Raw genomic sequence first — 14,256 nt, 5'->3', positions numbered from 1 at the left:
TTTAACGCTAATTAATTCTGATCAAAAAGATGCGAATATCAGTGCTGTTTCCACGTTACACCATGCGCTGCCCACCCCAAAGCAACTGTTCATAGATAAAGCACTGCAGCAGCATCTTTTGGGCGGCGACCAACTCGACGAATTCCACGCCATATTGATACACGTTGGGCAGGTCGGCCGGTTTTTCACTGCGCACCAGGGCGGCCGCCACCAGCTCGGAGTGATAGTCGCGCGTTTTGACCCGGAAGCGCAGACGCGCAGGCGCGCCGCTCACTTCCAGCCGATGCGCCGAGCGGAACGACGCGCCCGTGGTGCTGATGTCGGAGATATGGATCATGCGTGGCGGGTCGCCGCTCACCAGCATCTTGCCGACCACGTTGGCGCGCACGCGCAGCGATTTGCGCAACGCGCGGTTCTTGATCCGCCGCGGCGGCGACAACACCACGTATTCGAACGGGATGCGGCTTACTGCCATGACCGTGCATTCGAAAGTGGCGATGCCCTCGCCCGAGAATGCGTGAACGTCCACCAATTCATCCTTGACCGGCATGACTGCGCGGCCGCCGTCGATGGGCATGGTGATGAGCAGATGGCGCTGCGGGCTGTAGCCTATTACCCGCGCGGTGCCCTTGGTTTGCCCGGCGCCTGCGGTCAGGCGCACGGTCAGCATGCCGCCGGGGCGCAGGCCCAGCAGCTCCATGGCGATCGTGCGTTCACCGTCAGGGTCGTCCCCCATGTCGGGGAACATCGTGTTGGGGAACTGCGTATTGGCAAACGCCGGAGCAGGCGTGGGCGTGCCGTCCGGCTGACGATGCGGGCGGTGCAGCGTACACAGCAGGTCGATTTCCTCCGGCGAGTGGATGACATCGCCCTTCGGGACGAGCAACTGCCCGTCGGCGTCAAGCATCGGCCACGGCAGGGGAATCGCAAGCGGAATGTCGAGAGGTTGAAGTTCGAGCATGGCAATAGGGAGCCCACGCCCGCGCGGGGCCCCACGTTTCTATACGGCCAAATGTTGCACAACTTTAAGCGCACTTTATTGTGCAGGGTCGGTGGCACGCGAGTTGCAGCCCGGGAGCTATGATCGAGCACAATGTCGGTTCCAACGTGGATGGGGGGCACGCGCATGGCGTCTCGGCGGCATTTCTGGGCGGCGGTGGAGCAGTTTGCTCGCTATGTCGTCATCGGCGGCGGTGCAACGCTGGCGCACTATGTGGTGCTGTTCGGGCTCGTGCAGGTGGGGGTCTCGCCGTGGCGGGCGTCGGTGGCGGGCAGCGTGATCGGTGCCACGCTCAACTACTTCATCAGCCGGCAGGCCGTCTTCAACAGCACACGTGGGCACATCGGCGCGATGGTGCGCTTTGGCCTGGTGGCCTTTCTAGCGTTGGGGTGCAACGCGACCATCATGGCCGTCGGCCTGGGGATCGGTTTGTATTACCTGATTGCGCAGGTGTTTGCCTCGTCCATCACTGCCATCTTCAACTTCCTGGTGCACCGGTACTGGACGTTTCGTGACGCCGATGCCGTCGCCGCGCCAACGGAGCCTCAACCGACCATCGTGCCGGCACGGCCCACGCACAACGGGCCCTGAGGCGCTGCCGTGCGCGTTAGTGCCGGCTTGCCGCGCTCTGCACGCCGACGCCGGTTTCCGAAACGAAGGTCACGTCACCAATGCCGTCAGCGGGCGGGACAGGGGCATCGTCCCGCAGGCGCTCCACCACCAGGTGAATGTCGATCACATCGGCCACGCCGGACGCCTCCAGCGAGACAAGTGCCGCCAGCTGCGCAATCGCAAACGTATCCGCGAGCAGCGGCGTATCGTCGTGAAGATCGCCGGCAACGCGGGCAGTTGAGGTCTTGCCGGCGGTGCGCTTGGGATGCTGCGCGGTTTCACGTGCGCGATAGGCGAAATAGGCGTCGGCAAAGTGCACGCGGTGCGCGTCGAATACGCGCACCGCGGCGGTGAGGGCATCGTCCACCCAGGCTGGATCGACTGGCGTCGTTCCGGGCCCGGTGCCTTCGGGCAGGCCCGCTAGCTTGAGCGCATACCGATGCGTCTGCGTGCCGGGGGCGACAAAGCTCAATTCCATACGACCTCCCACAACCGCGTGCGCTGTTGCCGCGGCTCGCCGTGTTTGAATTCGCCCCCCTGAAGCGATATTGAAGAATAGTAACGGAGCCGGCCCTTTGCGCGTTTCGTCCTTCCGGATGAGGCTGGGGGCCTTGTTTTCACCTTAAGACATTCACAATGTGGAGATCGCTGCCCACCGGTGTGGCAACCGATTGCGTGTTGGCAGTGTCTACTCGACCTAACCGAACGGCTAGCTGCTTCGCGGCGGGGGGACGGTGTACAGTTGTGAAGTGTCCAGCGACGCTGGGCAAGAGTCGACAATCGACGTCGACAAACGCAGACGGGAATGACGCGGGGCGCGTTTCCTTCGCGTCATCTCGCGCACGAGGGGACCCAAAGCGCGCTCGGGGTCCATGTCCCCTCGCGGGAAGGGATTGCTCCGTTAACTCGCGGCTTCTATAGTCCGCCTCGATTCGTGCGCTTGCAACGCACCAAGGTCTGTCAGTGCCAGCTGCCAACTGGTCCACGCAGACCACGAGACCGGTTACGGGGATCACGCCAACGCCCACCGCGCGCGCCCGACGCAACCATTGCGTCATAGGGCTCCCGGCGGCGCGATGGCCACCACATCAACCACCCCCGGGACTGCCGCATTCGCGAAACAGCATCGCCATGCTTGAGGACGACCACTTGTACAAGGCTGCGATCGAACATTCGCCGATAGGAATCGGCCTGTGCGCGCCGGAGGGTCGCTTCCTCGACGTGAACCGAGCGCTGTGCGCGCTGACCGGTCACGAAGCACAGGCGCTGCGCAAGCGCGATCTGTTCGACCTGTGCCACCCCGATCACACTGAGCGCACGCGACACGGCATCGAGTCGCTGCTCACCGGCCAGCGCGATGCGCTGTCGATGGAAACGCGCCTGGTCCGTCAAGACGGCACCACCGTGTGGGTGCAGACCGACGTGGCGGTGGCGCACGATCACGGCAACCAGCACCTCGTCGTGCAGATGCAGGACGTGACCGCGCGGCGCCTGGCGCTGGAATCGCTGCGCGCCTCGGAGCAACGGCTGGCCTATGTGCTGGACGGCGCCGGGCTGGGTACGTTCGACTGGTCCACGCGTGCACGGCATGTGTCGTTCAACCGCCGGACGGCCGACATGCTCGGCTACGAGCCGACCGATCTGTCCAACGATCCGGATGCGTGGTTCGCCATGGTGCATCCGCAGGACGCCGCATTGAGCGCGCGGCGCATCTATCGCCATATGCGCGGTGATGCCGACAGCTTTGAAATCGAGCAGCGCATGCGCGCGCGCCATGGCCAATGGATCTGGGTGGCTGCGCGCGGGCGCGTGACCGAGCGCGATGCCCGCGGCATGGCCACGCGTGTGAGCGGCACGCTGCTCGACGTGACAAAGCGGCGCACGGCGCTGGACCAGGCGCACCACCTTGCGTTGCATGATCCGCTGACGGACTTGCCCAACGCACGTTTGCTTCGCGATCGCCTGTTCGTCGCCATTCAGGCGGCGCGTCGCGCGCGCGGGCAGGTTGCCGTGGTGTTCATTGATCTCGATCGCTTCAAGCCCGTCAACGATGAGTATGGCCACGCGGTGGGAGATCTCGTCCTGAAGGCCACGGCGATGCGGTTGCGCAGCGGGCTGCGCGCTTCCGACACGGTGGCGCGCCTGGGCGGCGATGAATTTGTCGCCGTCCTCACGCATTGCGCCACGCGCGACGATGTGACGCAAACTGTGGAGCGTCTGATCGAACAATTGCAGACGCCCTTCCGTGTGGAAGGCCACGTGCTGTCGTTGGGCGTGAGTGCTGGCGTGGCGTTGTACCCGACCGACGGGCACGACGCGCAGACGCTCATCCGCAATGCCGACGCCGCGATGTATGAAGTCAAACGTGCGGGCGGCAATGGCCTCGGGTTCCATGCTTCGCTCAACTACGAGCGGCTGATGGGCATGCGCTCGCGCAATCGCGATCTCGACGGCGAAGCCGACGCGCGTTGATCCGCTACCGCGCACCCAAACAAAACGGCCCGCCGCAAGGCAGGCCGTTTTCCTTCAAGCGTTGCAAACGCTCGAAATTCAGAACGTGTAACGCAGGTACAGCTCGTTCAGATCCGTGCCGGGGTTCGGACGCTTGATCGACGCGTTCGACAGGTGTTCGAAGCGGTAGCCCATCTGGAATTGCTGCTTGCTGCCAAAGGCCACGCCCACGCCGATCATGTCGGAGAACTGGAAGGCCGTGCTGAAATAGTGCTCGTTGGACGTGCTGACGTGCGACAGCAAGCGCGGGCCTACACCAGCCTCGATGAACGGTACCCACGAGCCGCCGCGCTTTTCAAGGCGGAACAGCGGCGTCACGCCGAATTCGGTGATGTTTTGGCGGTTGGTGCCCTTGGTCGAGCGCCACTGGCCCAGCGCGACTTCCCAATCCAGGTTCACGAACCAGCCTTGCGGGTTGCCCCAGTGGAAGCCCGAGTCGAAATCCAGGTCGACGCCGTATTTCTCGATGCCGTGCTTGTTGTCTTTGCCGTAGATGGCGCGCACGGACGGGTCGGCCTGAGCGGGCAGGGCAGCAAACAGCGTGGCGGCACCCAGGGCGGCGGCCAGCAGCTTGGCGGAACGGGGAAGCGCGGATCGGATCATCAGAGAGTGCAGAATCAGTTGAGCGGCGCGCGTGAATCGGGGCAACTGCGTCGGCAACCACGCGCGCGGCGGACGTGGTGGCAGGCAAACGGACGGTCTGGATGGCACCGAGCGGGCTTGCAAGGCATCGGGCGACGCAATTTGCGCGCCTGGTGCTGCATCAGCCGGCCCAGATGATCGGGGCGGTCTGAAATAAATTCCGTCGATTATAGGGGGAACTATCCGCCTGCGTGCGGCCTTACGCACAAGGGGACATTGCCGGTGGCGAAACGTCGTCGGCCGCCGGCAACACAACAACAGAAGGGTTATTGCGCGGCTGGCGTGGATGCCGGCTGCAGCGCGGCCTTGCCGACCACCGGCACTTCGCCGTGCCAGCCACCGCCCAGCGCCTTCACCAGCAGCACCGCTGCCGAATACTGCTTGCCCTGCAGCGTGAGCAGCGTGCGCTCGGCACTGTAGGCCGTGGCTTGTGCAGTGATGACTTCCAGGAAGCTCACCGTGCCCGCGCGATAGCGGTTCAGGTTGAGCTGCGCGGCTTCCTGCGCGGCCTTGACGGCATCGGCCTGTACGCCAAATTCCTGCGTTTGCCAGCGCAGCGCGGCGAGGTTGTCTTCGACATCCTGGAATGCACCGAGCACGGTCTGGCGGTACGTTGCGACCGATGCATCGTAAGCAGCGCCGGCCTTGTCGAGGGCGGCCGCACGCGCACCGCCATCAAACAGCGTGGCCGCCAGGGTCGGGCCGATCGACCAGACGCGGCTGGGCAGTGTAGCCAGGCGCGAAAGCGTGTTGGCCGCCAGGCCGGCTGAGGCACCCAGCGAAAGCGTCGGGAAGTACGCGGCCTTGGCCACGCCGATCTGCGCGTTGGCAGCGGCCATGCGTCGCTCGGCGGCGGCGATGTCGGGACGGCGCTCCAGCACTGCTGATGGCACTTCCAGCGGAATGGCAGGCAGGGCCGGCAGGTCGGCGGCGCTCGCAGCTGTGGCCGGGGCCAGCGAGAACTCCGCCGGCGGTTTGCCGATCAGCACGGCAATGGCGTGCTCAAGCTGCGCTCGGGCGACTTCGGTATCCAGCAGCAGCGCCTGCGATTGCTTGAGCTGCGTCTGCGCGGTCAGCACATCCGAGCGCTGCGCCACGCCCACGGCGTACTGGTTTTGCGTGAGCTTCAGAAACCGCTCGTAATCGGCAACCGTGCGCTGCAGGACGGCCTTTTGGGTATCTGTGACACGCAATTGAAAATAATTCTGCGCAAGGGTCGCCTGGGCCGACAGCAAGGCGGACGATAGATCGCCTGCGCTGGCTTGCGCGCTGGCCTGGTTCGACTCGACCGTCCGGCGGATGCGGCCCCACAGGTCCAGCTCCCAGCTTGCGTTGAGCGACAGATTTTGCGAGTTCAGCAGGCTCGGGTTGCCGGTTGACAGGCTGCCATCCGGGTTGATCGAGGTACGTACGGACCGGCTGCGCGTGGCCGACGCGCTGGCACCCAGTGTCGGGAAGAACGAAGCCTGCGCCGATTGCACCAGCGCCTGGGCCTGGCGGTACTGTGCCTCGGCCACCAGGATGTTCTGGTTGGCGGCGGCCACCTGTTCTTCCAATGCGTTCAGCTGCGGGTCATTGAAGATTTCCCACCACTTGCCGCGGGCGATGGCGTCGCTCGGGTCGGCGATTTTCCAGTCGCCGGCTTCCTTGTATTGCTGCGGCACTTCGGCGTCGGGCCGCTTGTAGTCAGGCCCGACCGCGCAGGCCGAGACGAGTGCGCACGCGGCCAGCGCGAGCATCGAGGTACGGAGGGCTTGGGTGCCTCTTGTCATGTTCAGCTTCCTTGCGAATCCAATGCGGGCAGCGGCGCGTCTTTGCTGCGGCCGGCGCGGCGCAGGCGCAGCCGGTCGAGTGCCAGGTAGACCACCGGCGTGGTGTATAGCGTGAGGATCTGGCTGACCAGCAGCCCGCCGACAATGGAGATGCCCAGCGGCGTACGCAGCTCCGCGCCGTCGCCGTGGCCAAGCGCCAGGGGCAGGGCGCCCAGCAGCGCCGCCATCGTCGTCATCAGGATCGGCCGGAAGCGCAGCACGCAGGCGTGGAAGATCGCATCTGCCGGGCTCATGCCCTGGCTGCGCTCAGCCTCCAGCGCGAAGTCGATCATCATGATGGCGTTCTTCTTGACGATGCCGATGAGCAGAATCACGCCGATCAGCGCGATGATCGAGAAATCCGTGTCGGTAATGATCAGTGCCAGCAGCGCCCCCACACCGGCCGAGGGCAGCGTCGACAGAATCGTGATCGGGTGGACGTAGCTCTCGTACAACACGCCCAGCACGATGTAGATGGTGATGAGCGCGAACAGGATCAGCACCGGCTGGCTGGAAAGCGAATCCTGGAACGCCTTGGCGGTGCCCTGGAAACTGCCATGCACGGAGGATGGCACGCCGATGCGGTTCATTGCGTCCTGGATGTCCTGCGTGGCACCGGACAGCGATGCCCCCGGCGCGAGGTTGAACGAGATCGTGCTTGCGGCAAACTGCCCCTGGTGGTTGACCGCCAGCGCCGTGTTGGTGGGCTCGTAGTGCGAGAAGGTCGACAGCGGTACCTGCGCGCCCGTCGAGGTGATGATGTAAATGTCCCGCAGACCGTCGGGGTTCTGCCAGTACTGCGGCGCCGCTTCCATCACAACGCGGTATTGGTTGAGCGGGTTGTAGATGGTCGATACCTGGCGCTGCCCGAACGCGTTGTTCAAGGCGTTGTCGATATCGCTCGGGTTGATGCCGAGCGATTTGGCCTTGTCGCGGTCGATGACGAGCGATGTCTGCAGGCCCTTGTCCTGCGTATCCGTGTTGACGTCCGTCAGCGACTTCACCTGCGTGAGCGCCTGCTTGATCTTCGGATCCCACGCGCGCAACTCGTTCAGGTCGTCGGCCTGCAGTGTGTATTGGTACTGCGCGTTGCTGGCTCGACCGCCGACGCGGATGTCCTGCACCGATTGCAGGAACAGGCTCGCGCCGGGTTCACCCGCCAGCTTGCCGCGCAGCCGGTTGATGATCTGGTCGGCAGACAGCTTGCGCTCGGCCAGCGGCTTGAGCTGAATGAACATCTGCCCGGTATTGCGCTGACTGCCGCCTGTAAACCCCACCACGTTCTCCACCGCGGGGTCTTGCCGCACGATGGTGATGAATTCGGTCAACTTGGTACGCATTGCCTGGAACGAGATGGACTGGTCTGCCTGGATGAAACCGATCACCCGGCCGGTGTCCTGCTGCGGGAAGAACCCTTTGGGCACGATGATGTACAGGTAGACGTTCAGGCACACCGTGGCCAGCAGGATCAGCAGCGTCAACCAACTGTGGCGCAGCGCCCACGCCAGCGAGTTGCGGTAGAGGTCGAGCAGGAAGGTGAAGAAGCTTTCGGTCTTGCGATGGAACCAGCCGTATTCTTCCTCGGCGGCAGGCTTGAGCAAGCGCGCGCACATCATGGGCGTGGTGGTCAGCGAAACCACCAGCGACACCAGGATCGCCACCGACAGCGTCACCGCAAACTCGCGGAACAGCCGGCCCACGATGCCGCCCATCATCAGCAGCGGGATGAACACGGCAATCAGCGAAATGCTCATCGACACCACGGTGAAACCGACCTCGCGCGCGCCCTTGAGCGCAGCCTGCATGGGCCGCATGCCGTTTTCGATGTGGCGCGAGACGTTTTCCAGCACGACGATGGCATCGTCCACGACAAAGCCTGTCGCCACGGTCAGCGCCATGAGCGACAGGTTGTCGAGGCTGTAGCCGCACAGGTACATCACCCCGAACGTGCCGATGAGCGAGACCGGCACCGCCACGCTGGGAATGAGCGTCGCCCGCACGTTGCGCAGGAACAGGAACACCACCATGATCACCAGCGCGATCGAAAGCACCAGCGTGCGCTCCACGTCCTTGAGCGAGGCGCGGATGGTGGGCGTGCGGTCCATCATCACATCGAGGTTGATCTGCGCGGGAATGGTGTTGCGCAGGTACGGCAGGATGTCGTTGATGCGGTCGACTGTGTCGATGATGTTGGCGCCCGGCTGCCGGCTGATGATCAGCAGCACCGAAGGCTTGCCGTTGGCCGAGCCGTAGTTGCGGATGTCCTGCACGCTGTCAGTCACTTCTGCTACGTCGGCCAGCCGCACCGGCGAGCCGTTGCGCCAGGCGATGATGAGCGACTGGTATTCGACGGCCTTCTTGGCCTGGTCGTTGGCATAAATGGTCCAGACGCGATCGCCGGATTCCATCATGCCCTTGGGCTTATTTGCGTTCGTGCTGGTGATGACCGTGCGCACGGTCTCCATCGAGATGCCGTACTTGTTCAGAGCCATCGGGTTCAGTTCCACCCGCACCGCCGGCAGCGACGCACCGCCAATGGTGACCTGGCCCACGCCGTTGATCTGCGACAGCTTCTGCGCAAGGATGGTCGAGGCCGCGTCGTACAGCTCGCCGCGTGACTTGGTGTCGGACGTCAGCCCCACGATCATGATCGGCGCATCGGCCGGGTTGACCTTGCGATACGTCGGGTTGCTCGGCAGACCCGAAGGCAGCAGGCTGCGTGAGGCATTGATGGCCGCCTGTACATCGCGCGCCGCGCCATCGATGTCGCGCGACAGATCGAATTGCAGCGTGATCCGCGACGAACCGAGCGAGCTAGACGAGGTCATCTCGGTAATGCCGGCGATGCGGCCGAGCGAGCGCTCCAGCGGCGTCGCTACCGTGGCCGCCATGGTCTCGGGGCTGGCGCCCGGCAGCGATGCGTTGACCGAGATGGTCGGAAAATCGACCTGCGGCAGCGGGGACACCGGCAGCAGGCGGAACGCCGCGATGCCGGCCAACGCCACGCCAATGGTCAGCAGCGCCGTGGCGACCGGCCGCGCGATAAAGGTGGCGGACAGGTTCATCGTTGCCCGCCGGATTGGTTGGCGCCCGCGGCACCGTGGCGCCGCGCGGCACGGCGCGCGCGCCAGTCACGCAGGCGCCCGCCCAGGCTGTCGAAGGCCAGATAGATGACCGGGGTGGTGAACAGCGTCAGCACCTGGCTGACCAGCAGGCCGCCCACCATTGTGATACCCAGCGGCTGGCGCAGCTCGGAGCCCACGCCGGTGCCGAGCATCAGGGGCAGGGCACCCAGCAGGGCGGCCATGGTCGTCATCAGAATCGGGCGGAAGCGCAGCAGACACGCCTGGTAGATGGCGTCGCGCGGGGTCATGCCCTGCTCGCGCTCGGCCTCCAGCGCGAAGTCGATCATCATGATCGCGTTCTTCTTGACGATGCCGATCAGCAGGATGATCCCGATGATCGCAATGATGCCCATGTCCTTGCCAGACACGAGCAGCGACAGCAGGGCGCCCACGCCAGCCGACGGCAGCGTCGACAGGATCGTCACCGGGTGAATCGTGCTTTCGTACAGCACACCCAGCACGATGTACATGGTGATGACGGCCGCAAGAATGAGCCACAACTGGTTCGACAGCGACGCGCGGAACGCCAACGCTGCCCCTTGGAAACTGGTCTGCATGCTGGCCGGCAGGCCGATTTCCTCTTCGACCGCATTGATGGTGTCGACGGCCGCACCTAGCGACGCATGCGGGGCCAGGTTGAACGAGATGGTTGCCGCCGGGAATTGGCCCTGATGGTTCACGACGAGCGAGCCCGGCTGTTCCACCACCGTGGCAAACGCGCCCAACGGAATCTGCTGGCCGCCGCTCGATGCCACGTGCAGGTCATACAGCGATTGCGGCCCCAGTTGCATCTTCGGGTCGGTTTCCAGCACCACGCGGTATTGGTTCGATTGGGTGAAGATGGTCGACACCAGGCGTTGGCCATAGGCGCTGTACAGCGCGCTGTCGACCGCCGCCATCGTGATGCCGTACACCGCTGCCTTGTCGCGATCGACCTGCACGTAAGCGCGCAAGCCGTTGTCCTGCAGGTCGCTCGCCACATCACGCAGCTCGTGGGTCTGCTGCAGGCGTTCAACGAGTTTCGGCACCCACTTCGAAAGGTTGTTCGGGTCCGGGTCTTCGACGGTGAACTGGTACTGCGTGCGGCTGACGCGGTCTTCAATCGTCAGGTCCTGCACCGGCTGCATGTACAGCGAGATACCGGCCACCTTGGCCAGTTCGGGTTGCAGGCGCTGGATGATCTCGGTGGCGTCGGCGTCGCGTTCATCCTTCGGCTTGAGGTTGATCAGCATGCGCCCGCTGTTAAGCGTCGTGTTCACGCCATCCACGCCGATGAACGACGACAGGCTCTCCACCGCAGGGTCTTTCAGCACCACCTCGGCCAGCTTCTGCTGCCGCTCGGCCATGGCCGAGAACGAGATCGACTGCGACGCATCCGAAATGCCCTGGATCACGCCCGTGTCCTGCACCGGGAAGAAGCCTTTGGGCACCACCACATACAGCAGCCCCGTCAGCACCAGCGTGCCGATGGCCACCAGCAGCGTCGTCTTCTGCCGGTCAAGCACCCATTGCAGCATGCGGCCGTACCGCGCGATGACGTTGTCGAAAAACGCGCCCGCAGCGTGATAGAAGCGCGATTGCTCGGCTTCGGGAATGTGCTTGAGCAGGCGTGCGCACATCATCGGCGTGAGCGTCAGCGAGACCACGGCCGAGATCAGGATCGACACCGCCAGCGTGATGGCGAACTCGCGGAACAGCCGCCCAACCACATCGCCCATGAACAGCAGCGGAATCAGCACCGCGATGAGCGAGAAGGTGAGCGAGATGATCGTGAAGCCGATCTGCTTGGACCCCTTGAGCGCGGCTTCCATCGGCGGGTCACCGTCTTCGATGTAGCGCGCGATGTTTTCGATCATGACGATTGCATCGTCCACCACGAAACCCGTGGCGATGGTCAGCGCCATCAGCGTGAGGTTGTTGATCGAAAACCCTGCCAGGTACATCACGCCAAACGTACCGACCAGCGACAACGGCACCGCCACCGCCGGAATGACCGTGGCCGGCACGTTGCGCAGGAATAGGAAGATCACCATCACGACCAGCGCGACGGCGAGCATCAGCTCGAACTGCACGTCCGATACCGAGGCACGGATCGTCGTGGTGCGGTCGGTCAGCAGCGAGACCTCAACGTTGCCGGGCAGCGTCTCCTTCAACTGTGGCAGCAGCGCCTTGGCGCGGTTGACCACTTCGATCACGTTGGCGCCCGGCTGGCGCTGCACGTTGAGGATGATGGCGGGCGTCGTGTTGGACCACGCGGCCAGCTTGCTGTTTTCGGCGCCGTCAACGATCTGCGCCACGTCGGTCAGGCGGATGGGCGCGCCGTTCTTGTAGGCGACGATCATCTTGCCGTACTCGGCGGCCGACTTGAGCTGGTCGTTGGCGTCGATGGTGGAAGCGCGCATCGGGCCGTCGAAGCTGCCCTTGGCCCCGTTCACGTTGGCGGTGCCGATGGCGCTACGGATGTCATCGATCGACAACCCGAGCGCCGCCAGCGCCGACGTGTTCGCCTGGATGCGCACCGCCGGCCGCTGCCCGCCGCTGATGCTGACGAGGCCGATGCCCGGCAACTGCGACAGCTTTTGCGCGATGCGCGTGTCGACCAGGTCTTCCAGCTTGGGCAACGGCATCGTATTGGAGGTGATCGCCAGCGCGAGGATCGGCGCGTCCGCCGGATTCACCTTGCTGTAGATCGGCGGCATTGGCAGGTCCGTCGGCAGCAGATTGCCCGCTGCGTTGATGGCCGCCTGCACTTCCTGCTCGGCAATGTCGAGCGAGAGCGACAGATCGAACTGCAGCGTGATCACCGAGGCGCCGCCCGAGCTGGACGACGTCATCTGTTTCAGGCCGGGCATCTGCCCGAACTGCCGCTCCAGTGGTGCGGTGATGGACGACGTCATCACGTCGGGGCTGGCGCCCGGATACAGCGTCGTGACCTGGATGGTCGGGTAATCGACTTCGGGCAGCGCTGAGAGCGGCAGCATCCGATAAGCCACCAGGCCCGAGAGCAGGATGGCGACCATCAACAGCGTTGTCGCCACGGGCCGGAGGATGAAGATTCGGGAGGGATTCATGCCAGCTCGGAACAGAAAACTTCGTCAGGCGAGTGCACGCAATGCACCACTCAGGGCTTACGGTTTGGCAGCCGGGGCACTCGCGGCGGGTGCCGAAGCGCCACCCGGGCCACGGCGATGACGCCCGCCTTGATGGCCTTGGCCGGCGGCGGGTGCGCTTGCAGCGGCGGCACCCGGCTGGATCACTTCCACCGGCGAGCCTTCGCGCAGCTTGTCGGCACCGTCAATCACCACGCGCTCGCCAGGCTGCAGGCCTTGCGCCACCGACACACGATCACCTTCGGTCACGCCCAGCTTGACCAGGCGCAGCGCCACCTTGTTGTCGTCGCCCACCACGTAGACGAAGGTGCCCTGCGTGCCGCGCTGGATGGCGGCACCCGGCACGATCACCACGTCGCGCAGCGTATCCACCCGCATGCGCACGTTCACGAACTGATTGGGAAACAGCATCGCGTTCTGGTTCGGGAACTGCGCGCGCAGCTTGACCGTGCCGGTGGTGTTGTCGATGGTGTTGTCCACCGTCATGAGCACGCCACGCGCAAGCTGCGTGGTCTGGCTGCGGTCCCACGCTTCCACCGGCAGCTTGTCGCCGGACTGCAGGCGCGGCATGACCTTGGGCAGGTTGTCTTCGGGAATGGAATAGATGACGGTGATCGGGTCGATCTGCGTGATGACGACGATGCCGTTGGTGTCCGACGCATGCACGATGTTGCCCGGATCGACCTGGCGCAGGCCAACCCGGCCAGATACCGGGGCGGTGATCCGCGTGTAGGAGAGCTGCACGCGCGCGTTGTCGACGTTGCCCTGGTCCAGCTTGACCGTGCCGTCGTATTGGCGCACAAGCGCGGCCTGCGTATCCACCTGCTGCTTGGAGATCGAATCCTGCGAGAGCAGCGTCTGATAGCGCTGCAGGTCGAGCTTCGCGTTCTGCAGCAGCGCCTGATCGCGCGCAAGCTGACCTTCCGCCTGGGCGAGCTGTGCCTGATAGGTGCGCGGGTCGACCTCGGCCAGCAGGTCGCCGGCCTTGACGGTCTGGCCTTCGGTAAACGCCAGGCGCACGAGCTGGCCGTCCACGCGTGTCTTGACCGTCACGTTGTTGACCGGGGTCACGTTGCCGAGCGCCGACAGGACCACGTTGATGTCGCCCTTGACGGCCGTGCCGACCATCACCGGCATGGGCTTGTTGGCCATGGACGCGCCGCGCCCGCCGGGTCCGCCTGAGCTGCCCGGGCCACCGGCATTGCGATATTTCGCGTGATAGACCGCATAGCCGATCAGCACCAGGAGAACGATCACCAACCAGATGCCCCAGCGACGGCGCTTGCCGCCCTCGCGCGGGGGCGGCAGCAGCGTCGGAGACACCTCGTGGGTCGTCTCGTTCCCGTCGTATTGACGGCGACCGGCGTCATCAAACTGGCCGGGCTTCTGGTCCTTGGGATCGGACATATTTGGCGTTCCTGTTCTTAGCAATATGGGGACGAGCG

General features: G+C 64.6%; 9 protein-coding genes. 2 read left to right on the top strand and 7 right to left on the bottom strand.

Annotated elements, in window-relative coordinates:
* Positions 1-55 precede the first annotated feature (55 nt).
* Positions 56-961 (bottom strand): flagellar brake protein, encoded by a 906-nt coding sequence (locus AAHM38_RS03875; protein ID WP_103519126.1) that lies wholly within the window; start codon positions 959-961, stop codon positions 56-58.
* A 132-nt stretch (positions 962-1,093) separates the two neighbouring features.
* Between AAHM38_RS03875 and AAHM38_RS03870 the strand changes: the two genes are divergently transcribed.
* Positions 1,094-1,591, top strand: a complete 498-nt coding sequence (locus AAHM38_RS03870) for a GtrA family protein (protein ID WP_257019782.1) — start codon at positions 1,094-1,096, stop codon at positions 1,589-1,591.
* 16 nt (positions 1,592-1,607) lie between these two features.
* Here AAHM38_RS03870 and AAHM38_RS03865 read toward each other — a convergent pair whose 3' ends face one another.
* Positions 1,608-2,090: a hypothetical protein gene (locus AAHM38_RS03865; protein ID WP_116575215.1), complete on the bottom strand. Its 483-nt coding sequence runs from the start codon at positions 2,088-2,090 to the stop codon at positions 1,608-1,610.
* 653 nt (positions 2,091-2,743) lie between these two features.
* Here AAHM38_RS03865 and AAHM38_RS03860 point away from each other — a divergent pair.
* Positions 2,744-4,084: a sensor domain-containing diguanylate cyclase gene (locus tag AAHM38_RS03860; RefSeq protein WP_116575214.1), complete on the top strand. Its 1,341-nt coding sequence runs from the start codon at positions 2,744-2,746 to the stop codon at positions 4,082-4,084.
* Between the two features lie 78 nt (positions 4,085-4,162).
* On the opposite strand, the gene AAHM38_RS03855 is transcribed toward AAHM38_RS03860, so the two are convergent.
* From AAHM38_RS03855 to AAHM38_RS03835, 5 genes are all read right to left on the bottom strand, one after another.
* The gene (locus tag AAHM38_RS03855) at positions 4,163-4,726 is read right to left on the bottom strand and encodes an acyloxyacyl hydrolase (protein WP_009240582.1); all 564 of its coding nucleotides are present in this window, start codon (positions 4,724-4,726) and stop codon (positions 4,163-4,165) included.
* Positions 4,727-5,031: 305 nt separating this feature from the next.
* Complete coding sequence (locus AAHM38_RS03850) at positions 5,032-6,537, bottom strand: efflux transporter outer membrane subunit (RefSeq protein WP_116575213.1); 1,506 nt, start codon at positions 6,535-6,537, stop codon at positions 5,032-5,034.
* Between the two features lie 2 nt (positions 6,538-6,539).
* On the bottom strand, positions 6,540-9,641 hold the full coding sequence (locus AAHM38_RS03845; RefSeq protein WP_065854514.1) for a multidrug efflux RND transporter permease subunit: 3,102 nt from the start codon (positions 9,639-9,641) through the stop codon (positions 6,540-6,542).
* Positions 9,638-12,772: an MdtB/MuxB family multidrug efflux RND transporter permease subunit gene (locus tag AAHM38_RS03840; RefSeq protein WP_116575212.1), complete on the bottom strand. Its 3,135-nt coding sequence runs from the start codon at positions 12,770-12,772 to the stop codon at positions 9,638-9,640. Before AAHM38_RS03840 ends, AAHM38_RS03845 begins: the two co-directional genes overlap by 4 nt.
* Positions 12,773-12,829: 57 nt before the next feature.
* Positions 12,830-14,218: an MdtA/MuxA family multidrug efflux RND transporter periplasmic adaptor subunit gene (locus tag AAHM38_RS03835; protein WP_116575211.1), complete on the bottom strand. Its 1,389-nt coding sequence runs from the start codon at positions 14,216-14,218 to the stop codon at positions 12,830-12,832.
* Positions 14,219-14,256: the final 38 nt, after the last annotated feature.

It is taken from the genome of Ralstonia sp. OTU4908 (genome assembly GCF_038440115.1).
Classification (GTDB): domain Bacteria; phylum Pseudomonadota; class Gammaproteobacteria; order Burkholderiales; family Burkholderiaceae; genus Ralstonia; species Ralstonia pickettii.
The sequence above is the reverse complement of the archived record's forward strand: the minus strand, read 5'-3'. Positions and strand labels throughout refer to the sequence as shown.

Bases quoted from the DNA above. Each gene is read 5' to 3' on its own strand.
- AAHM38_RS03860 (WP_116575214.1), top strand. From the start codon at position 2,744: ATGCTTGAGGACGACCACTTGTACAAGGCTGCGATCGAACATTCGCCG.
- AAHM38_RS03840 (WP_116575212.1), bottom strand. From the start codon at position 12,772: ATGAATCCCTCCCGAATCTTCATCCTCCGGCCCGTGGCGACAACGCTG.
- AAHM38_RS03865 (WP_116575215.1), bottom strand. From the start codon at position 2,090: ATGGAATTGAGCTTTGTCGCCCCCGGCACGCAGACGCATCGGTATGCG.
- AAHM38_RS03875 (WP_103519126.1), bottom strand. From the start codon at position 961: ATGCTCGAACTTCAACCTCTCGACATTCCGCTTGCGATTCCCCTGCCG.
- AAHM38_RS03835 (WP_116575211.1), bottom strand. From the start codon at position 14,218: ATGTCCGATCCCAAGGACCAGAAGCCCGGCCAGTTTGATGACGCCGGT.
- AAHM38_RS03845 (WP_065854514.1), bottom strand. From the start codon at position 9,641: ATGAACCTGTCCGCCACCTTTATCGCGCGGCCGGTCGCCACGGCGCTG.
- AAHM38_RS03855 (WP_009240582.1), bottom strand. From the start codon at position 4,726: ATGATCCGATCCGCGCTTCCCCGTTCCGCCAAGCTGCTGGCCGCCGCC.
- AAHM38_RS03850 (WP_116575213.1), bottom strand. From the start codon at position 6,537: ATGACAAGAGGCACCCAAGCCCTCCGTACCTCGATGCTCGCGCTGGCC.
- AAHM38_RS03870 (WP_257019782.1), top strand. From the start codon at position 1,094: ATGTCGGTTCCAACGTGGATGGGGGGCACGCGCATGGCGTCTCGGCGG.